A 21,405-nucleotide genomic window follows, 5' to 3' on the forward strand; every position below is an offset into this window, starting at 1 on the left:
ATTCTGTCACACGGATTTTCAATAAACCAAGCTCATGTCCCCCGCTCCCCGCATAACATAAAAACGATCATTTGCAGTTTTTCTCTTTACAAAAGAAGGACATAAGCTTAGAATAAAATAAAAGTTTCCCTAAGGAAACAAATTAGCGTTAGTGAATCATTTCATCCTTTAGTCAAAATTATTTAATGTATGCATATATCTTTAGGAAGTGCAATGATGATTGAAAGGGGCCGCAAGAGATGTCAAATGCTTTAACAATCGACCGTCTTCATGTCTCATATCACGGACAGGATGCATTAGAGAATGTCTCTCTTTCCATACAGGAAGGGACAATGACAGGAATCATCGGTCCAAATGGTGCTGGTAAATCGACGTTACTCAAGGCATGTTTGGATCTCATTGAAAAAGACCAAGGGGATATTCGTTTTTTTGAGCAGCCCTTTAAACAAGTCAGAAAACAAATCGCCTATGTACCGCAGAGAAATGATTTAGATTGGACGTTTCCGATTCATGTACTGGATACCGTACTACTTGGAACATATCCGAAGCTCGGACTAATCAAACGTCCAAAAAAAGAAGACCGGGCATATGCGTATCACTGTTTAGAAAAAGTCGGGATGCAGGACTTTGCCAAAAGACAAATCGGTGAGTTATCCGGCGGACAGCAGCAGCGTGTCTTCCTTGCAAGGGCACTTGCTCAAAACGCACAGCTCTTCTGTTTGGATGAACCATTTGTCGGGATTGATATGGCAAGTGAAGAAACGATGGTTCGCATTTTGAAGGAATTACGAGATGAAGGGAAAACCATTTTGGTTGTCCATCATGATTTGAGTAAGGCAGATGATTATTTCAGCCATCTTGTTCTGTTAAATAAAAAACTCATCAAAGCAGGGCCTGTACACGACATCCTTCGCCCAGAAATCATGCTGGAAGCATATGAAACACAGCTGCCATTCTTAAAATCAGCAGGAGGAGACGTGTAATGGAATTTTTAACCGGACTCTTTGAATATGCTTTTTTACAAAAAGCGCTATTTACATCTGTCATGGTAGGCATCATTTGCGGCGTTATCGGCTGCTTTATCATTTTACGCGGCATGGCCCTGATGGGAGACGCCATTTCACACGCCGTACTGCCAGGTGTCGCCATCTCTTATATGCTGGGAATTAACTTTTTCTTCGGGGCCGTTTTAACTGGGGTGTTAACAGCGATTGGGATCGGTTATGTAAGTCAAAACAGCCGCATAAAAAATGATTCTGCCATCGGCATTGTCTTCACAGCCTTTTTCTCAATCGGAATTATTTTGATCACATTTTTGAAAAGTTCAAGTGATCTATATCATATTCTATTTGGAAACGTTCTAGCTGTTCGATCATCTGATATGTGGATTACACTGGGAATCGGTATTTTTATTTTGCTAGCCGTCATTGTTTTCTACAAGGAACTGCTCATTAGTTCATTTGATCCGGTGATTTCTTCGGTTTACGGTTTGCCGAATCGGATGATTCATTATTTTCTCATGACCTTATTGACCCTTGTGACTGTTGCATCACTGCAAACCGTTGGGATTATTCTTGTTGTTGCCATGTTGATTACGCCGGCAGCCACCGCTTATCTCTTAACGGACCGGCTATGGATCATGATTTATTTATCTGCTTTTTTCGGTGCTGTTTCTGCTGTCGTAGGTCTAGGGCTTAGTTTTACGTATAACTTGTCATCAGGCGCTTCCATCGTGCTGGTCGCGACTATTTTATTCGGCAGTGCCTTTATCTTTTCACCAAAACAAGGCATTCTATGGAGATCATTAAAATCTAAACGAAAACGAACGCACTTAAAAAAGGAAGCGTCTATGTAAAAGGAGGACATATATGAAGAAGGTATTTGCTATCCGTTTGACCGCAGTATTCATTGCTCTTATGATCATCGCAGGCTGTTCGACCCAGCAAAGTAATTCCGGTAAAGATGACGGCACATTAAAAGTTGTCACGACCTACTCCATTCTTTATGACATTGTGAAGGAAGTAGGCGGGCAGCATGTCTCTATTCACAGCATTGTTCCCATTGGTACAGATCCACACGAATTTGACCCGCTGCCAAAGGATGTTCAGTATACGACGGATGCAGACCTTGTTCTATATAATGGCTTGAACCTTGAAACAGGAAACGGCTGGTTTCAGAAGCTGCTTGAATCGAGCGGCAAGGACGGGGATGATGCACCTGTAGCCGAGCTGAGTAAAGGCGTCAAAGTGAAGCATTTGTCATCAAAAGGCCTTGAAAGCCAGCAGGATCCGCACGCATGGCTGAATGTCGAGAACGGGATCATTTATGCCCAAAATGCCCGAGATGCGCTCATTCAAGCAGACCCTGAGCATAAAGAGGATTACGAAAAAAATGCAGAAGTCTACATCAAAAAGCTTCAAGCGCTTCACGATGAAGCAAAAGACAAGTTTGATCAGCTGCCAAAAGATAAAAAGCTCCTTGTCACAAGTGAAGGGGCATTCAAATATTTTGCAGAGGCGTATGGATTGAAAGCCGGCTATATTTGGGAGATCAACACAGAAAGTGAAGGAACACCAGGACAAATGAAGCGCATTATTCATTTTGTCAAAGATCATCAAGTTCCTGCGCTCTTTCTTGAAACAAGTGTTGATAAACGCAGCCTTGAAAGCCTCTCTGAGGAAACCGGGGTTCCGATCAAAGGAAAAGTCTTCACTGACTCTATTGGAAAAGAAGGTGAAGATGGAGACAGCTACTATAAGATGATGAAATGGAATATCGACACCATTTACAAAGGGCTGTCATCATAAGAAAAGACAGGTGGAGTGAATCCGCCTGTCTTTTTTGTCAGCCTGTTATATTTTCTGGATGTTTTTTCGGCCAAATGACGTAGCTGATGCTAATGATGAAATCAATAGTTAAGATCATCCCCCATGTATTGACAAGCTGCATCAGTGCTTCCGTCCGCTCTGGTGCTTGGATAAGATAGGTTAATCCATATAACAGCCCCGCTCCAATAACATAAGAAATGAAATGCCGCGCCCAGCCGACCATTTCATACACAGACCGCTCTTTCCCGTACTTTGGTTTTCCCTTTGGCTTAGGACCTCCTGCAAATCGATAGGCAAACCTAGCATCTGCCCATTTCACCATTTGATGTCCGAAGGCAAGGCTCACACCAATATAAACAGCCGCAAGCCCGTGGATGACACTCGCCACAGCCCCTTGCCTTAAATCTATATAAGTTGCAGCAAGAAGGATTAAATCCAAAATCGGCGTACAGACAAGAAAGAAAGCACCCAACTTTTTCTGTTTAAACACATAACGCAGCGTTAAGCCCATTAGAATAAACAGCCAAAAACCAATTTCACATGCCACAATCAATAAACCGACCAATTTCTCCACATCCTTTTTAATACGATCGTATTAAATAAAAAATAACACAGATGTGTTAAAAAAACAACAGCTATGCTAAAATCAATGTATGCCAAAAATCGTCGATCACCATAAACAAAAACAAAAGGTCGCTCAAGCTGCAATGAGAGTGATTAAACAAGAGGGATTGGAAAACGCTTCTGTACGAAAAATAGCAGTCGAAGCTGGAATTTCAGCCGGCTCTATGCGTCATTATTTTTCCACACAGCAAGAGTTATTTCTATTCTCTATGAATTTAATTCAAGAAAGAGTCAAGGAGCGGATTACAGGGCTTTCATTAAACGGTTCAACGGAGGAAAATGTCCTCACTTTATTGGAGCAGCTTCTTCCACTTGATGAAGAAAGAAAATTTGAAATGGAGGTGTGGCAGGCTTTTGCAGTCAAGGCGCTGACTGAACCAGATTTACAGCCGCTCAATGCAAAGATGTATGACGAGCTTTTCCAAACGGTCCAATATTGTTTAATGAAATTGAAAGAGGATGGGCTGCTGCTAAATGATATCGATCTTTTATTAGAAACCGAACGGCTTTATGCGGTCATCAATGGGCTTGCATTGAATGGAATCGTGCAGCCCGAACGTATACCGCCTCAGCTCATACGCTCCGTACTGCAGATGCACCTGCAATCCATCACAAAAAAAGACATGTCTCCTTAATTGGAGAGCATGTCTTTTTTTAATCTTCCATAAAAATACGTTTCGCTTCGTAGTAAAGCACCTGCACAAATTTCTTCACATTGATGCGGGTGTGTTCTTCTCTTCCGCTCATCTCTTTCGTCAATTCACTCATTTTCTTTCGTACGATGGTGAAATCGAAAAATTTAGATGCGTAATTTTCAAACGTTGGATGAGAAAAATCGGTTAGCCCAAGTGATGCGATGTGCTTTAATGATTGGTTGATCGCACGTCTTACCCGCTGTTCGGCTGCCTTTGCTTCTCTTGCGATGTCTGCCGATGTGTAGGGCTCACTTAACTTATCCTCCGTAATCCCAGTAAAAATGATCTTTAAAGAAGGAAAGGAATCATGATGATCAGCATGCAGCGCTAAATACTGGTCTGTAAACAGAATCATATCTAATAAATCTTTAGACCCCTTCTCACCAACAATACCAAGCTCCGCCAGCAAAAACTGACCTGCCTCTGCAAGACTTTTCCCCCGCTGCTTCGTTTTCGTCTGACCGCGCTGCTGAAATTGCATGACCGATTTGAGTGAGTGCTGAATATTTTCAATTGAATGCTCTAAATGAAGACGTTCAATCATCAGATGGAGGACACTTAAGACCTCTACACGATTGATCGGCTTTGTCACATAATATTCGACGCCAAGCGTATACGCCTGTCCGATTAATTCCTTTGTTTCAACCTGTGACAGCATTAAGTATTTCCCATGAAACTCATCCTTGATCGCTCGAATCGTTTCAAGCCCGTCCCTTTCCGGCATCAATAGATCAATACATAAGATATCAATGTGAAAATCATTTAAGTAGCTGGCTGTTAACTCTGCGCCATCCTCTGCTTCCCCGGCCACAATGCCAAGCTCTTCATCTTCAATGAGCTGAGCCAGTGAAGAACGAACGGCTTCATCATCATCAACTATAAAAAATCTCATCTCCCAATCCCCTCTTTTCTACTGACTTGATTTACTGGTATCGTTAATGTGAAAATCGTTTGTTTATTTGGGATACTCTTCATCTCAACACTTCCGCCAAGCTTCTCCGCTGTATCCTTTACATAGGCAAGCCCGATACCGCTAGATGGATTCCCAGCCTGGTCGTATTTCAAAGTGAAGCCCGGTTTAAAAATCACATGATGATTACGTTCTTTTATGCCAGGCCCGTTGTCGCTGATCTGAAAAATCACGTGGTTTTCTTTCTGTGAAATAGAAAGTGACACCTCTCCATCTACAGGAATGGCTTCAACAGCGTTGGATACGATGTTATTTAACAAAGATAGAATGGTATACACGTGATAGGCGGGATGCTTCCCATCTTCATCATAATGAAAGACGATATTTTTTTTAAGAGATTCTGCGTAATTTTCATGAATGCGAATGACAAGCCCAGCGATATGAGAAGGACTCTCATAAGCCTGGAAGTTTTCCTCATGAATCAGCTTTGATAAGGCAGAAAAAATCCGCTGGTTATCCTTTTTGATTTCATGCACCTCTCCTGCAATTTGCAAGGCGGTTTTACCGAGCTTTTTCAAATCCAATGATTCCGCATCCTTTGCGTGGTGAAGGGATTGATACAATTGATAGGATGTGGCCGTAATGTGCTCGGCATGTGCGAGTGTTTTATGGAAATATGTAGATTCTGTGTAAAGGTTAGACAGAAGCATCAGCAGATGTTCCTTTTCCTTTTTCATCTGACGCTCTCTCGCCTGCTCTTCATATAAGCGAATCATTGTATAACAAGCCAACACGAAAAAGCTTCTGAAAATCGCTAAAACAAATAATTGAAACAGCGTCCGCACCGTTAACATTTCATCCATCGTGCCTCGAAGTGCGATGATCTCAACAACGCTTGCGCACAGCTCCATGACGATGCCTGTTGCGCCAATCAGCCATGGCTGATCGCGGAAACGTCTGACCTTCAATAAATAAAAGAGTGTGCCATAGACAACATAATAAAGCAGGGAAGGAAATCTTAATGAAACTGCCTCTTCAAGCGGAAGATGCCCTGTCACAGCTGTATCAAGCAGCACGCGAAACGCAAAAACAGATATCCCAGCGATGATGCCGCTTGCCCATGCCGGAAATCTTTTCATTTGAAGCAGGATAAAGAAAAAGACAACGGTTCCAAAGCTGACCCGAAAGCTGTCCTCAAATGGATAAAATTTAAACTCTCCGCCAATCGGCGTCAGTACAATGAGCAGCACAATTAAATAAGGCTCTGTATTCAGCCATTTTTTCAGTAGATTCAAACGCAGTCACATCCCTAATAATTGACGATAGTATACTATGTGAGCTAAAGAAAAACAAACCTCCATGAAAAAGCGCACACCGGAACTTTGCCGGTGTGCGCTTCTCATGATGCCGCTTAATCTTCTAAACGATCCTTTTCTAAAAGTGATGCACCAGCAATACCTGGTTTTGTCATTTCAAAAGGATTTAAGATGACATCAAGCTCTTCCTCTGTTAACACATCATTTTGCAGACAAAGCTCACGTACAGATGCACCTGTAAGGATGGCTTCTCTTGCAATTCGTGCAGCCGCTTCATAACCAATGTGCGGGTTCACCGCCGTCATGACACCGGCACTCTTTTCTACATATTCTTTTAATCTAGATTCATCTGCTTTTAGGTCACGCAAGCAGTTGTCCACGAAGGACTCGAATACATTTTTCATCATGCTGAGAGATTGAAGCAGGTTGAACACTAACACTGGTTCCATAACGTTTAGTTCAAGCTGGCCAGCCTCTGATGCAAGACAGATTGTGTGATCGTTCCCAATAACTTGGAATGCCACTTGGTTCATGACCTCAGGCATAACTGGGTTGACTTTTCCTGGCATGATGGATGAACCTGGCTGTCTCGGCGGCAGGTGCAGCTCACCAAAGCCCGCTCTTGGACCTGAAGCCATTAGACGAATATCGTTCGCCATTTTGGACATGTTCATCATACATACTTTAAGCGCAGCCGATACTTCTGTATAAGCATCCGTATTTTGCGTTGCATCGACTAAGTCTTCAGCACCAACTAACGGTAATCCGCTAATGTCAGATAGGTAGCCAACCACTTGGCGAATATACTTAGGATCTGCATTCAATCCAGTTCCGACTGCTGTTGCACCCATATTGACTTCATATAAATGCTGTCTAGACTGCTTGATACGTTTAATATCACGAGCAAGAACTTTTGCATAAGCACTAAACTCTTGTCCAAGTCTGATTGGAACAGCGTCCTGAAGATGCGTGCGTCCCATTTTGATGACATGATCGAATTCCTGCGCTTTTTCGGTCATGACTTGATGCATGTTTTCCATCGTATAAAGTAGTTTTTCAATCATATTCAATGTTGAAATATGAATCGCTGTTGGGAAAACGTCGTTTGTTGACTGCGACATGTTCACATGCGTGTTTGGACTTAGCTCAGTATAAGCGCCTTTTTCCTTTCCTAGTAGTTCAAGCGCTCTGTTTGCAATGACTTCATTGGCATTCATATTCATTGAAGTGCCAGCCCCGCCTTGAATTGGATCGACAATAAATTGATTGTTCCATTTTCCTTCGATGACCTCATCTGCGGCTTGAACAATTTTTTCTCCAAGACCAGAATATAGTCGCTGTGTATCCATATTTGCAAGTGCGGCTGCCTTTTTGACAATCCCTAATGCTTTGATGAGTTCCTCATGAATACGGTAGCCTGTAATTGGAAAGTTCTCCACTGCACGTAATGTTTGAATTCCATAATATGCTTGAGTGTCTACTTCCTTTTCACCTAGAAAGTCTCGTTCGATTCGAACTTGCTTGTCCTGTAGCTTCGTCATTTGAAAAGATCTCCTTTTTTACGCTGCTTTTGTTTGTTGTTTTAATTCCTCAATATACTTCTTCGATTTCTCTTGATCAAATACTTTTTCCCACTTAGACATGACAATGGCTGCAAGTGAGTTACCAAATACGTTCACTGTTGTACGAACCATGTCAAGAAGTCGGTCGATCCCAACGATGAAGGCAAGTCCTTCAAGCGGCAGTCCCATGGCACCAAGAGTTGTGATGACAACAACGATCGATGCACCTGGTACACCAGCCATTCCTTTAGATGTCAGCATTAAAATTAATAGTAACGTAATTTGCTCATAGATGGAAAGCGGCATGCCGTACATTTGTGCAACAAATATCGCAGCAATGGATTGATAGATGGCACTTCCATCTAAGTTAAAGGTGTAGCCTGTTGGAATAACGAACGACGTGATCGCTTTCGGGCAGCCGAACTTCTCCATTTTGTCCATTAATCTAGGCAGTACAGCTTCTGAACTTGCTGTTGAGAATGCAAGAATGATTTCTTCTTTTAATACTTTAAATAGTGTAAAGACGCTTGTTCCAGCCATTTTCGCAATAATGCCAAGTACAACAATGACGAAGAATGCCATTGTACCGTAAACGACAAGTACCAGTTTGCCTAGCGGGAGAAGCGCTCCGACCCCGAATTTGATCACCGTCACACTGATGAGCGCGAATACACCAAATGGTGCAAACTTCATCACTTTATTGGTTACCCAGAACATGGCTTCGAGTATACCCTCAAAGAATCCTAATACTGGTTTTCCTTTGTCTCCAACTGCGGCAATTCCTAATCCGAATAAGACTGTAAAGAAGATGGTTGGTAATAGATCACCTTCTGCAATGGATTGGAAAACGTTTGTCGGTACAAGATGCACCAACGTTTCTGAGAAAGTCGCTTTTTCAGAAGAAGCCTTAGATGTCTCTTCATATTTAGAGATATCGCCTTTCTCCATGTTGCTCATATCAATTCCTGTACCAGGATGGAACAAGTTTGCTGCAAGCAGTCCAACTGCTAATGCAATCGTTGTCACAATCTCGAAGTAAAGAATAGTTTTTCCACCGAGTCTTCCGATCGTTTTCATATCTCCAACACCTGCAACTGCTACAATCAATGCAGCAATAACAATTGGAAGAACGATCATTTTAATTAAATGGATGAATATATCGCCAATCGGCGTTAACACATTAATAACGGTTTCATTTTGATAAAACAGCGCTCCCACGACAACACCCAGAACAAGTGCAATGAGTATTTGAGAAGCTAACCCTAACTTTTTCATACGTGAACCCCCTTTTATTGATAACGCTTTCTTTGTTGCTTAATCGCATCTTAACGACGAACCTACAAAAAACGACAAAAAAGAACAAAAAGAAGTGAATTTTTTATGAAAAATCTTTAAAAAGGTGGGTTTTTCCACAATATTGTAAAAAAAAGACTTCGCTTTTGGCGAAGTCCCAGATTGTTGACAAAGGGCTAAAATGATGTTTATTTTAGCCCTTTGTCTTCTTTTCAGCGTGATAGAAAACCTTTGCAGTCTAGGAAGAACGAGCACTGGCGCGGAGCGAATTTGACATTCGTGAGCACCAGCGCGCAGGACTGCGGGCGAATGCGAGGGTTTGTCTACACGCTGAGACTTTGCTTTTGGCGAAGTCTTAATGATTTTGCATCTGTTCACTTGGTGTAAGTTGATTTGAAAAAAGTTCATCATAAATCGTATATCCAATGAGCACAAGAGCAACATAGAGCAATGCACTAACGGTCCAAACCCATTTGACATTCATCTTCATTCTGCCACTCCCTCTCTGACTGGCTTCAATCGCTGCAATCTGAGCGCATTCAGCACAACGGACACGGAGCTAAAGGCCATTGCTGCTCCTGCAAGCCATGGTGCAAGGAAACCAAATGCAGCGATCGGTATCCCAATACAGTTATAGGCAAGCGCCCAAAATAGGTTTTGTTTAATGTTTCTCATTGTTTTTTTACTAAATTCCAGCGCATCTGCAACGGCATGGAGATCTCCCGTCATGAGCGTAATATCTGCTGCTTCCATGGCAACGTCTGTCCCTGTTCCCACAGCCATCCCAATATTCGCTGTTGCAAGAGCTGGGGCATCATTGATACCGTCTCCGACCATGGCGACTTTCTTTCCCTGTTCCTGAAGCGCTGCAATGTGAGCCGCTTTTTCTTCAGGCAGCACTTCAGCAATGACATAATCAATGCCTGCCTGTTTCGCAATCGCCTCTGCTGTTAGTTTATTATCACCAGTCATCATCACAACGTGAATCCCCTGCTCTTTCAGACGAGCGATGGCTTGAGGAGAGGATAATTTGATTGTATCTGCGACCGCGACAATGCCGGCGACTTCGCCGTCAATCGCAACAAGCATAGCCGTTTTTCCTTGCTCCTCCAGCGTTGTGACAGATGCTTCTATTTGCTCATATTGGATATGATGTTTCTGTAATAGCTTTCGCGTTCCAATCAAAAGCTTGTGTCCTGCTGCCTTTGCTTCAATTCCATGACCTGGATCTGCTTGCAAGGCTTCAATTTCGACTGCTTCAAGACCTTGTTCTTTCATACCGTCTGTGATCGCCCGGGCAAGCGGGTGTTCCGACTGCTGTTCTGCCGATCCTGCTAGCTGAAGCAGCGTATCTTCTGTCCAGTTGGCATATGCCAGTACATCTGTCAGACTAGGCTCTCCTTTTGTTACAGTCCCTGTTTTATCTAACACGACCGTATCGAGTGATTGAGTCACTTCTAAATGCTCTCCGCCTTTAAACAGAATGCCTGATTCAGCCGCACGCCCGCTGCCAGCCATAATAGAGGTTGGTGTCGCAAGGCCGAGCGCACACGGACATGCAATGACAATGACGGCTATAAAGGTTTCAAGTGCTGACGTCACATTTCCTGGGTCAACAAAGAAAAACCATATGAGGAATGTGAGCACAGCAATTCCTACAACAATGGGAACAAATATTCCTGATATTTGATCTGCCATTCTTTGAATTGGTGCTTTTGAGCCCTGCGCTTGTTCTACGACTCGGATAATCTGTGAAAGAGCGGTCTCTTTCCCGACTTTAGTCGCTTTTATTTTGATGAATCCATTTTTATTGATCGTTGCCCCGATGACCATATCTCCTGCTGTTTTATCAACAGGCAGACTTTCTCCTGTAATCATGGACTCATCTATTGCGGTTGTCCCCTCTATGATTTCCCCATCTACCGGTACTTTTTCCCCCGGTTTGACAAACACAAGGTCATTCACTTTCACGTCAGAAATAGTCACAGTCATCTGTTTGCCATCTCGCTCGATAACCGCTTCTTTCGCTTGTAAGCCTATGAGCTTTTGAATCGCTTCTGATGATCTTCCTTTTGCTCTAGCTTCCATTAATTTTCCGAGCACGATTAACGTAATGAGGACAGCACTTGTTTCATAATAGAGGGCTGCCTCATGTGTGCCTTGAACCGCTGACTGAATGCTTTCATATAAACTATAGAAAAACGCGGCAGATGTCCCAAGAGCGACAAGAACATCCATATTGGCACTTTTATTTCTTAAAGCCTTATACGCCCCTACATAAAAGGGCCAGCCGACAATGAACTGCACAGGCGCTGCCAACGCCAGCTGTACCCATGGATTCATAAACGCTTCAGGCAGCCAAATAAAGGACGTAAAAGAAAAATGACTGACCATTGCCCAAAGAAGCGGCAGTGACAAAATCATCGAGAATAAAAAGCGTGCCGTTTGCTTCTCTATTGCTGCTTGGCGGTGATCTTTCTTTCCTTCCTCTGCTTGATCTGCGGCTGGTTCAATTAAAGAATACCCAATAGACTGCACCGCATCTTTTATGTCATTTGTAGACGTTTGGCCCGGATGATATGTGACCTGAAGTGTCTCAAGCGCAAAATTTACAGACCCGTGATCGACACCGTCCATTCGGTTAATTTTTTTCTCGATTCGGTTTGCACAAGCCGCACACGTCATTCCCTCTATATCAAATTCTGCTTGCTCCATCACCACATCATAGCCAAGCGATTGAACTTTTCGCTTTAAATCATCTGGTGTTATCTTCTCTGTTTCATAGACGATATGGGAAGTGTCAAGCGCCAAATTCACACTGGCATCCTCCACACCTTCCAGCCTGTTCAATCCCTTTTCGATACGGCCTGCACAAGCAGCACAGGTCATCCCCGTAATTTGAAAGTCAATTTCCTTTTTCATTGATCTCACCTCTCCATATACTCCATGGGGGTATTATTTTTTGAAAAAAATACGTGCTGTACTGCAGCACGTATACTTATTTATACGACATCATATCCCTGTTCTTCAATCACATCAGAAATACGGTGTAACGTGACTTGATCCGGATGAAATGAAACCTCCACCTGTCCTTTGTCTAAATGGACTTTCACAGATTCCACACCTGCTAATTCTCCTACATTTCCTTCGACTGCTTTCACGCAATGTCCGCAAGACATGCCCTGCACTTGAAGTGTTGCTTGTTCCACTTCTCATCGCCTCCATCAATCATTTTCTACAATTTACTATACCCTAGTAGGGTATGGATGTAAACATAAATGCTACGATTTTGTCAGTTTCGTAAAGACCGTCATTAACTCTTCAATGGCTTCATCCCCATTGCCGCTCTTGATAGCATCTGCAACACAATGATGTGTATGCTTTTCCATCAAATGAAGACTGACTTTTTTCAAAGCCGCATTGACTGCAGAGATTTGATTCACAACATCTATACAGTAACGATCGTTTTCAATCATTTGCTGGATCCCGCGAACTTGTCCTTCCACTCGTTTCAAGCGATTGATCAATTGGTCTTTTTCCTTTTCGGCTCTAGGCGAAGCCATATGTCTTTCTTCATGTTCTGTCATGTGATCACCTTTTTTTCATTATGACTTGTCTTTACCTAAATTAAAGCATATCTCCACCGAAAAAGGCAAAGATATGCTGAGCACCGCATATAAAGCTGTTTGTCCTAATTTGTTAATTGTTCGATATCCTGCAAAAGATTGACGGATTGCTGAAGCTGTTTCATCAATCCCTGCTGATCCTCCAGTATGGCGGCAACATCGATATCGCCTGCTTTCAATTGCTGTATATATGTTTGAATCTCCTCTGACAGCGCTTTATTTTTTTCAATGATTTGTGCATGAAGGTCTTCTGCCATTTTTGGCGCTGTGACTTCATTAAAATCTTGTATGTCTGCCTTCAACGATTCAAGCTGCTGCGTTAATTCTGCCTTTTTGGCGGCGTTTTGCACAGCTTCTTCAGCGAGCTTTGGAAATTCCTCTGTAAATTGCTGAATGTCCGTCACATAGTCATTTGCCTCAGTGACATACGTCGTTGTATCGTTGACCTGATCAAGCAAGCCGGAGCAACCGCTTAATACAAGCGTTCCGGAAAATAGACAAGCTATCACGTATTTTTTCAAGATCGATCATCCTTTCATCTGTAGGATTAAAAGCATCATTTGTTCCGCTTCCCTATCACACAGATGCAAAAAGACCTTAAAAATAGCCAGACCTTTGCCTCATGTGTGATAGGCAAAGGTCTGGCTAACATTGTTCATGCCGGAATGGCCGAGAAACAACGAATGTTTCTGTAGTGACGACCAAAACCGTAAAAGCTACTCCCCTTTAGGAAACCGTTCAAATGTTATGTTTATCATATCGAATGTCAGGACAACAGTCAATGAGGAAGATCCTGCTCTTGATACAGCACATGGCCCTTACCAGTGGATGCATAAATCCGGTTCCGTCCTTGGCGTTTTGACATATACAAGGCCTGATCCGCTTCAAATAGAAGTGTCTCTAATACACAAGGATCATTGGCTGTGTGAGCAATTCCAAAGCTCGCTGTCACTCGCACTTTTTCCTTATCATTCGTAAAGAAACTTGCTTCAAACGAATGTCTTATTTGTTCCGCGATATGACATGCCTCTTTAAATGACTGATGAGGCAGACAAATGGCAAACTCTTCTCCCCCATATCGTCCAAATAAATCATCCATTTGTAAATGCTCCTGACAAATAGAGACAACATGACGCAGCGCTTCATCCCCGATATGATGTCCGTGTGTGTCATTGATTTGTTTAAAGAAATCAATATCAAACAGCATAACAGCGGTATCCTGCGCATCTTCTTCAAGGATCAACTGCGTTCGTTCGATGAATGAAGATCGATTGAAAATATTCGTCAAACCATCGATATACGCACGACGCTCCAGCTCTTCCTGCAGCAAACGCTGCTCTGTAACATCACTGATCACTATTTGCCTGCCCTCAATCTCTCCTCTTCTATTAAATAGAGACGAAGCGGTCAGATGATAATAATAGGACTGGTCTTTTTCTTTTTTCCACATTAAATCATATTGCGAATGATCCTGCGGAGAGCGCAGCCATTGAATGAACGCTGAATCTTTGATGATTGCTGAGAAAATATCGTCGATCTTATAGCCAATTCCCTTTTTATTCGCAAGTGCTGGAATGATCGATGCAGCAGCGGGATTGTAATCAATGAGTGTCCGATATCGATCTAAAATCAAAACCCCTTCAGACATATGCTCAAACACACGCTCCATTGCAATGGGAGACAGCTTAAACAGCTGGAACGACATAATTGCCCATAAATAGAGTGCGTTGGTAAGAAACATCACCACAGGAACCGGATCAATATGCAGGGGTGTAACGCCTAATAAATAAATAAAAGAAGTCAAAATTGGTAAGGACATTCCCACTAACAGTATCAGAATCTGCTTTAAATATTCTTTTTTTGTGACACGTAAAAACCAAAGCAGCATAAAAATAGCAAGCATCGAACAGCCAAACGTATAAACGCCATGAATGATATACCAATAGCCAATCGTAAAATCAGCCAATAAAAACCCATCTACTGGATTCATCGTGATGCTTCGATAAAAGAGTGAATGTAAAGAGTTGGTGAACACCATAATGGTTGTGAGAGTTGGAATCAATAAGATGAGAAGCACGCGGCGCTTTGTGAAATATTGATGGAACCCCGTAAATTGCAGCACAATCAGCAGACTGAGCGGTGCGATAAACGGAAGACCTATGTATTGAAAACAAACCCAGAACATGATTTCTTCAGGGGTACGAGCCAATAATTCAAACGTATGCCCAAAGATATAAATCGCAGTTGCTCCAGACATGTACATAAACAATTGACAGCCAATATACCGGTGGCGGTTCGCATGAGCAATGATTGATAATATCACGGACAGAATGCCAGAAACACTCATGATCACAATAAAATGTAAAACAATCGAATCCATGTAAACGCCCCAATTTCAGTTATTTAGAACTAGTCTAATCTTACTATATATGAGGAAGTCACAAATGGGAAGATGTGATTTTGAATTGGTTGGAGGTTTTTTGTAAAATTTCAGGCGTTATCTGTTTGTGATCCCTTATATTTTCACTACTTTTTGCTTAATTTGAGGGAGAAGTATGTTGCGTCTGGAGAAATATCTGTACAATGTGGGGATGAATGGAGAGGAGACTCGAAAGGAATATGACTTTTTGGATGATTATGACGGGGCTGTTTATGCTGATTCTTTTAGAAAAACCGTTTAAAAAGAGAAGTTCTGGATTGTTATTTTTGATCAGTTATTTACTGCTGATTGCGGTTTATGTGATTCAGACAACGTTTGTGGAACTTGTGCCGGATGGATTTTTGATGATGATTGCGGTGGTTGTCGTTTTTCCTTTGTTTGTTCGGTTGGTGCAGTCTTCTTTGAGAAACCGTACATAAGTAAATAATTAAAGAAACTCCGGTTATTCCTTGTAGGAATAACCCAATCAAAAATGTAAATAAATTCAAAAAACATTAAATATCAAAATCAAAACTAACTTAAAAGTTAATATTTATTATTAACTTTCAAGGCTAGTTAACTTAACTTCTTAAATTAGATAAAAAAAGCCCCTTTATAGAAAGGGGCCTTTTTAAATATTTAAAATTATGGAGACGGTGGGAGTCGAACCCACGTCCAGAGACATCGATTACTTAAGCGTCTACGAGCGTAGTCAACATATTTACGTGTTCACTCATCCTCATGCCTGCTGACGGGCGCTTGGAGAGCTAGTCTGATGAATCTCTTCTTACGTCCTCAGACGGAAACGTAAGCGTAGCCTACTTCATTGGGCTCCTCACAGACACATAGGCGATGTCAGGAAGAGCTCGCTGCGCTTATTAGGCAGCTAGTGCTAAGTTTTGGTTAAAACTTTTAGTTTTGCCAGTTACATTTAAGTGCGTGTTAACGAGATCGCCTCTCGGCTCGCAGCCTAAGCTCGAACCATCCCTGTCGAATCCGTAACGTCCCCTTGTAAAAGGGATATACGGGATGGAAGTTCAGCTTCACTGCTTCCGTATATAACTATTATAACAATCTCATCGCTTGAAACAACTGGTGGTTTCTGTAAAAAAGCGGTGGTTGTTTACTGCATAACATATTGTAGCATAATGCTTCCGCTCTCAGCAAGCCATCTGCATCAGGCTAGAATTGCTTTTGACGATCGCGGAAGGCACGTTCGATTTCACGTTTTGCATCTTTTTTCTTCAGATCTTCACGTTTATCGTATTTCTTCTTCCCTTTTCCGATTCCGATCAGCACTTTGGCAAAGCCATTTTTCAAATAAAGTTTCAGAGGCACAAGTGAGTAGCCTTCTTCCTTTGTCGCACCAATCAATTTGCTGATTTGCTTGCGATGAAGCAGCAGCTTTCTCGTTCTCAGCGGATCATGGTTATAACGGTTCCCCTGTTCGTATGGGCTCACGTGCATATTATGAAGAAACACTTCTCCACGCTCGATTTTGGCAAAGGAATCTTTTAAATTCACTTTTCCAGCACGAATCGATTTGATTTCAGTTCCTTGTAATACTAGGCCGGCTTCGTATGTTTCTTCTATAAAGTAATCATGATTTGCTTTTTTGTTTTGGGAAACAACTTTTCCCTCTCCCTTTGGCATTGGCGTACACCCTCCTTTTGACACAAACACGGTCCAAATCGTACGGATTATTTTATCAAACAATCCAGCTTTCGACAATGCTGACGCCATGTGGTCAAAAAGCAAATAGAGCGGGATGCCCTATTTGCTTTTTGGCACGTTACTTTTTCTTTTTGCGTTTTTGTTTCGGTGCGTTTTCAAATACGCGTTTTTTCTTTTTCTTCTTTTTACGGTTTGTGAACCAGTCACTTCCGCTTTTATCCTCTTTGCCTTTTTCCCCAGAGGCTTTTTGACCTCCACTCCCTTTTTTCGCTGGTGGATCTGTCCGTTTTTTGAACTTGAAATCTTTTGGTGATTTACGGCGAGTGCCTTTCATCCCGACGATTTCAAAATCAATGGAATGCTCATCTTTATTAACATTAACAACTTTGACAGTGATTTCGTCACCGATACGGTAGACATTCCCTGTACGTTCACCGATCATGGCAAAGTGCTGTTCATCAAAGCGATAATAGTCGTCTGTCATGTAGCTGACATGGACAAGACCTTCTATCGTATTCGGCAGTTCAACGAATAGTCCAAAGTTCGTCACGGAACTAATCATGCCATCAAACTCTTCACCGATTTTATCTAGCATAAACTCTGCCTTTTTCAGATCATCTGTTTCACGCTCTGCATCGACTGAGCGGCGCTCCATTGTAGATGCATGATCTGCGATTTCAGGCAGCAGCTGGCCCCACTTTTCTAAGGTCGCTTCATCTGTCTTTTTCTGAATCAAATAGGTTCTAATCAGTCTATGCACGATTAAATCTGGGTAACGGCGGATCGGTGATGTGAAGTGTGTATAGAATTCCGTTGATAATCCAAAATGGCCAATGCTTTCTGGATCATACTTCGCCTGTTTCATAGAGCGAAGCATCACAGTTTGAATGACAACTTCTTCCGGTTGATCCCTGACAGCATCGAGGACACTTTGAAGTGCGCGCGGGTGAATGTTCGTTGACGTCCCTTTCACAATGTAACCAAACGTCGTTACGAACTCTAAAAAGCGCTGAAGCTTCTCAGGGTTTGGTTCTTCGTGAATTCGGTAAATGAACGGAACATTCATCCAGTGGAAATGCTCTGCAACCGTTTCGTTTGCAACAAGCATGAATTCTTCAATTAATTTCTCTGCAACGGAACGCTCACGAATGACAACGTCTTTCGCTGCGCCTTCATCATCTACAAGTACTTTTGCTTCCTTGAAATCAAAGTCTACAGCTCCGCGCTCCATTCGTTTGTCACGAAGAATCTCTGCAAGCTTCTCCATCTCTTGAAACATCGGCACTAGCGGCTCATATTTGTTTAAAAGCTCTTCGTCTTGGTCGACTAAAATCTTATTCACATCAGAATAGGTCATTCTCTCCGTCGTTTTGATCACACTTTGGAAAATCTCGTGTTTGACGACTTTTCCGTTTCGATCAATGACCATTTCACAAGACAGTGTGAGACGATCGACCTTTGGATTTAATGAACAAATACCGTTTGACAAACGATGCGGAATCATCGGGATGACGCGGTCGACGAGATACACACTCGTTCCACGTTCATAAGCTTCCTGATCAATCGGCGAATTCTCTGTGACATAATGAGAAACGTCTGCAATGTGCACGCCAAGCTTATATTTGCCATCATCCAGCTTTTGCACAGTTACAGCATCATCTAAGTCCTTCGCATCTGCACCGTCAATCGTCACAATCGTTTCATTGCGCAAGTCGCGTCTGCCTTCAAGGTCTTTTTCATCAATCGTTTCAGGTGTGTCTGCTGCCTGCTGAAGTGCTTCTTCTGGGAACTCACCTGGCAGACCGTGTTTATGAATGATCGACAAAATATCAATGCCAGGGTCATTTTTATGACCGAGGATTTCAGTCACTTCACCTTCTGCACTCATTCTTCCTTCAGGGTAGCTTGTCAGCGTCACAACGACTTTATGACCTTCGACCGCACCGTTTTTAGCGGATTTCGGAATGAAGATATCGTTTGTGATTTTTTTATCATCAGGAATGACAAAGCCAAAGCTTTTCGTTTCTGTGTAGGTACCGACAACCGTCTGAGTATTACGCTCGAGAATACGGATAACAGTTCCTTCTTTTTTCGTGCCGTTTGATTTGTGGCTGACACGAACCATGACGGTATCTCCATTCATCGCTGTGCCTAACTCATTTGGCGGGATGAAAATATCATCCTGTCCAAACTCTTCAGGCGTTACAAATGCAAATCCTTTTGCATGAGCAGACAGCTTTCCTTTTACCAAATTCATTTTTTCTGGTACACCGTAACGGTCGCTGCGCGTGCGAACGATGAGTCCTTGATCCTCCAGCGTCACAAGTGCTTTGACGAGCTCTTTATAATCATCAGGATTGGTAATCTCCATCATGACTTCCAGCTCTTGAACGGTTAACGGTTTATACGCTTCTTCTTTCATAAAAGCGAGTAATTCATCCATAAATTCTTCTTTTTGCACACTCTAACCCCCTATATATTTAAATTGACCAATCAAGTGATTCTAAGAATGTATAGACATCCTGATGAACCTTCTCCCGCTCTTTATCAAGCGTGATGACATGGCCTGATTCTTCATACCATTTCAAATGCTTATCATCTGTCTCTACTTCGTTATAAATGATATTCGCACTGTCTGTATTAATCATATGATCGTGACGTGCCTGCACAACAAAAGTAGGTGAATAGATCATGTCGACATTGTTTCTAACATCTGCAATCAGTTCTTGCAGGCTCCTCAGTGTATCCATTGGTGTTTTCTTGAACGATTCCATTTCTTGTTCAATTTGGTCCTCTGACTTACCCTCAAATTTCTTATAGTTACGGGCATAATCTAGTACACCCTGGTACATGACTTCTTCACTTTTTATGTACATAGGTGCACACATAGGTACAATTCCCTTTACAGGTACAGTGTAACCTAATTTCAATGAAAAAACTCCTCCGAGGGATAGTCCGCAAACTGCAATCTCCTCATAACCCTCATCTTTTAAGAATTGATAGCCTTCTTCAACGTCTTTCCACCAGTCAGCCGGGCCTGTATGGACAAGCTCTTCTGGCGGCACACCGTGTCCTTTATATTGAGGTGCATGGCATGTATATCCTCTATCGTTCAAATAACGGCCAAGCATTCGAACATCGGCTGTATTCCCAGTAAAACCGTGAAGAAGAAGCACCGCCTTTTCTCCACCTTTAAACGTGAATGGTTTTGGTGTAACAACTTTCATGATGTGACTTCCTTTCCTTCTGGTATGGTTTATATTTTCCACTTGTATGTATGAAACAAACACAAAAGAGTGCTGATAATAAAAAAAGGTCTGAAAAAAGATCAGACCTTCTGTTACTCGCGCTTTACACGCCTAAATATGCCAATGCAAGTGTTAAGATGAAGAAAAGCACTGACAAAATAACCGTTAAACGGTGAAGAATCAAGTCAAGGCCTCTCGCTTTTTGCTTACCGAAAAGCTGCTCGGCTCCACCTGAAATAGCGCCTGACAGTCCAGCACTTTTACTTGATTGTAGTAATACAACGATGATAAGTGCGATACTGACAATTACGAGTAATGTGATAACAAATGCGTGCATGAAAACACCTCCAGACAAACTGGTACACATAACTTTATTTTACATGAAAACAAGGTGCATGTCACGAAACATCAAAATAAAGATTTCCTGTATATTGTCGACTTGATTCGTTATTTTGATACAATTTCGTTCCAAAGTGCTGGCTGCAGCATTTTTATATGCAATTTTTCGGTTAAAAACACATTTTTAATGAGTTGCTTCTTCCTTCAATAGCTGTTTTAATTCTACTAACAAACGTTCAGCTCCTTCAGGACTCAGCATCACGTTCCCATTTCCATAGCTTTTGTTGTACTTCGTCACTTGTCCCGTCAGCAGGCAGCTCTTATCTGCATCATATTTTTTCAGCATAATGGTTTGATCTTCAATGAAAATTTCTAACAGCTGCTCTTCTTTAATATTGAGTACCTTGCGCATTTCTGAGGGCAGAACAATTCTGCCGAGAGAATCAATGTGTCTGACCATCCCAGTCCTTTTCAATGACATTTCCTCCTTAATGATGATATGATGATATCACTCATTGACTTTTGTCAACATTTTCATAGTAAAATAGATCTTCAAATTTTTTATCAAAGTAATGAATCATTTTGCCAATGACAAGCTGTCCCGGTTTTCGGTGACCATTTAATACCCTGCTAAGTGTGGCAGGAGAGATGCCAATTTCATCAGCGAGCTGATTTAACGACATATCGTTCTCGATCATATACTGCATGACAAAAGCCCGCCTGATCTGAATCTTTTCGACCATCATTACAACCTCCTATGGAATCATTATGTACAACATGTAAGACTCTCACATCAAGCAGATTCATTAACTTATGTCAACACTTTTACCCCTCTGCTATTTCCTTTGGTCAATGATCATACTAAAATAAG

Annotated in this window: 22 protein-coding genes and 1 other RNA gene; 5 read left to right on the top strand and 18 right to left on the bottom strand. The window is 42.1% G+C overall.

Annotation, left to right across the window (positions count from 1 at the left end; genetic code table 11):
- Positions 1-239 precede the first annotated feature (239 nt).
- The 3 genes from MHB66_RS15695 to MHB66_RS15705 are packed head-to-tail and all read left to right on the top strand — an operon-like array spanning position 240 to position 2,807.
- Positions 240-983 carry a metal ABC transporter ATP-binding protein gene (locus MHB66_RS15695; RefSeq protein WP_024423467.1) on the top strand — a complete coding sequence of 248 codons (744 nt, stop codon included), beginning with the start codon at positions 240-242 and terminating at the stop codon, positions 981-983.
- Positions 983-1,855: a metal ABC transporter permease gene (locus tag MHB66_RS15700; RefSeq protein ID WP_024423468.1), complete on the top strand. Its 873-nt coding sequence runs from the start codon at positions 983-985 to the stop codon at positions 1,853-1,855. Before MHB66_RS15695 ends, MHB66_RS15700 begins: the two co-directional genes overlap by 1 nt.
- A 13-nt stretch (positions 1,856-1,868) precedes the next feature.
- A complete protein-coding gene (locus tag MHB66_RS15705; RefSeq protein ID WP_041115667.1) occupies positions 1,869-2,807 on the top strand; it encodes a metal ABC transporter substrate-binding protein in 939 nt (312 codons plus the stop codon).
- A gap of 37 nt (positions 2,808-2,844) precedes the next feature.
- Here the strand turns inward: MHB66_RS15705 and MHB66_RS15710 are convergent, their stop codons facing one another.
- Positions 2,845-3,393, bottom strand: coding sequence for a hypothetical protein (locus MHB66_RS15710; RefSeq protein ID WP_034280914.1), 549 nt, complete (start codon positions 3,391-3,393; stop codon positions 2,845-2,847).
- Positions 3,394-3,481: 88 nt separating this feature from the next.
- Between MHB66_RS15710 and MHB66_RS15715 the strand changes: the two genes are divergently transcribed.
- Positions 3,482-4,087, top strand: a complete 606-nt coding sequence (locus tag MHB66_RS15715) for a TetR/AcrR family transcriptional regulator (protein ID WP_046313193.1) — start codon at positions 3,482-3,484, stop codon at positions 4,085-4,087.
- Positions 4,088-4,106: 19 nt separating this feature from the next.
- Here MHB66_RS15715 and MHB66_RS15720 read toward each other — a convergent pair whose 3' ends face one another.
- From MHB66_RS15720 to MHB66_RS15765, 10 genes are all read right to left on the bottom strand, one after another.
- Positions 4,107-5,039, bottom strand: a complete 933-nt coding sequence (locus MHB66_RS15720) for a response regulator (protein WP_046313190.1) — start codon at positions 5,037-5,039, stop codon at positions 4,107-4,109.
- Positions 5,036-6,352, bottom strand: a complete 1,317-nt coding sequence (locus MHB66_RS15725) for a sensor histidine kinase (protein ID WP_046313189.1) — start codon at positions 6,350-6,352, stop codon at positions 5,036-5,038. Before MHB66_RS15725 ends, MHB66_RS15720 begins: the two co-directional genes overlap by 4 nt.
- A gap of 116 nt (positions 6,353-6,468) precedes the next feature.
- A complete protein-coding gene (gene aspA / locus MHB66_RS15730) occupies positions 6,469-7,914 on the bottom strand; it encodes an aspartate ammonia-lyase (protein WP_024426050.1) in 1,446 nt (481 codons plus the stop codon).
- Positions 7,915-7,932: 18 nt separating this feature from the next.
- Positions 7,933-9,210 (bottom strand): cation:dicarboxylase symporter family transporter, encoded by a 1,278-nt coding sequence (locus MHB66_RS15735; protein ID WP_024426051.1) that lies wholly within the window; start codon positions 9,208-9,210, stop codon positions 7,933-7,935.
- 373 nt (positions 9,211-9,583) lie between these two features.
- Positions 9,584-9,718, bottom strand: coding sequence for a hypothetical protein (locus MHB66_RS15740; protein WP_259407163.1), 135 nt, complete (start codon positions 9,716-9,718; stop codon positions 9,584-9,586).
- Positions 9,715-12,150, bottom strand: coding sequence for a heavy metal translocating P-type ATPase (locus MHB66_RS15745; protein ID WP_328214836.1), 2,436 nt, complete (start codon positions 12,148-12,150; stop codon positions 9,715-9,717). The genes MHB66_RS15740 and MHB66_RS15745 overlap by 4 nt, the downstream gene beginning before the upstream one ends.
- Before the next feature lie 80 nt (positions 12,151-12,230).
- Positions 12,231-12,437, bottom strand: coding sequence for a copper chaperone CopZ (copZ, locus tag MHB66_RS15750; RefSeq protein WP_024423475.1), 207 nt, complete (start codon positions 12,435-12,437; stop codon positions 12,231-12,233).
- A gap of 72 nt (positions 12,438-12,509) precedes the next feature.
- Positions 12,510-12,815: a metal-sensing transcriptional repressor gene (locus tag MHB66_RS15755; RefSeq protein WP_012011272.1), complete on the bottom strand. Its 306-nt coding sequence runs from the start codon at positions 12,813-12,815 to the stop codon at positions 12,510-12,512.
- A gap of 104 nt (positions 12,816-12,919) precedes the next feature.
- Positions 12,920-13,375 (bottom strand): DUF6376 family protein, encoded by a 456-nt coding sequence (locus tag MHB66_RS15760; RefSeq protein ID WP_046313184.1) that lies wholly within the window; start codon positions 13,373-13,375, stop codon positions 12,920-12,922.
- A gap of 257 nt (positions 13,376-13,632) precedes the next feature.
- Positions 13,633-15,234 (bottom strand): histidine kinase N-terminal 7TM domain-containing protein, encoded by a 1,602-nt coding sequence (locus MHB66_RS15765; protein ID WP_046313181.1) that lies wholly within the window; start codon positions 15,232-15,234, stop codon positions 13,633-13,635.
- 239 nt (positions 15,235-15,473) lie between these two features.
- Between MHB66_RS15765 and MHB66_RS15770 the strand changes: the two genes are divergently transcribed.
- Positions 15,474-15,713: a hypothetical protein gene (locus tag MHB66_RS15770; protein WP_046313180.1), complete on the top strand. Its 240-nt coding sequence runs from the start codon at positions 15,474-15,476 to the stop codon at positions 15,711-15,713.
- Positions 15,714-15,918: 205 nt separating this feature from the next.
- Here MHB66_RS15770 and ssrA read toward each other — a convergent pair.
- From ssrA to MHB66_RS15805, 7 genes are all read right to left on the bottom strand, one after another.
- Positions 15,919-16,282, bottom strand: a transfer-messenger RNA (tmRNA) gene (gene ssrA / locus MHB66_RS15775).
- Between the two features lie 173 nt (positions 16,283-16,455).
- Positions 16,456-16,926, bottom strand: coding sequence for an SsrA-binding protein SmpB (smpB, locus tag MHB66_RS15780; RefSeq protein WP_012011279.1), 471 nt, complete (start codon positions 16,924-16,926; stop codon positions 16,456-16,458).
- Positions 16,927-17,065: 139 nt separating this feature from the next.
- Positions 17,066-19,408: a ribonuclease R gene (rnr, locus tag MHB66_RS15785; RefSeq protein ID WP_046313178.1), complete on the bottom strand. Its 2,343-nt coding sequence runs from the start codon at positions 19,406-19,408 to the stop codon at positions 17,066-17,068.
- A gap of 19 nt (positions 19,409-19,427) precedes the next feature.
- On the bottom strand, positions 19,428-20,174 hold the full coding sequence (locus MHB66_RS15790) for a carboxylesterase (protein ID WP_046313175.1): 747 nt from the start codon (positions 20,172-20,174) through the stop codon (positions 19,428-19,430).
- 124 nt (positions 20,175-20,298) lie between these two features.
- Positions 20,299-20,532 (bottom strand): preprotein translocase subunit SecG, encoded by a 234-nt coding sequence (gene secG, locus MHB66_RS15795; RefSeq protein ID WP_003212746.1) that lies wholly within the window; start codon positions 20,530-20,532, stop codon positions 20,299-20,301.
- Positions 20,533-20,718: 186 nt separating this feature from the next.
- Positions 20,719-21,009 (bottom strand): AbrB/MazE/SpoVT family DNA-binding domain-containing protein, encoded by a 291-nt coding sequence (locus tag MHB66_RS15800; RefSeq protein ID WP_024423481.1) that lies wholly within the window; start codon positions 21,007-21,009, stop codon positions 20,719-20,721.
- Between the two features lie 37 nt (positions 21,010-21,046).
- Positions 21,047-21,280: a helix-turn-helix transcriptional regulator gene (locus tag MHB66_RS15805; protein ID WP_024719830.1), complete on the bottom strand. Its 234-nt coding sequence runs from the start codon at positions 21,278-21,280 to the stop codon at positions 21,047-21,049.
- Between the last annotated feature and the right edge of the window lie 125 nt (positions 21,281-21,405).

The organism is Bacillus sp. FSL L8-0167, from assembly GCF_038630295.1.
In the GTDB taxonomy this organism is placed as follows: Bacteria; Bacillota; Bacilli; order Bacillales; family Bacillaceae; genus Bacillus; species Bacillus safensis.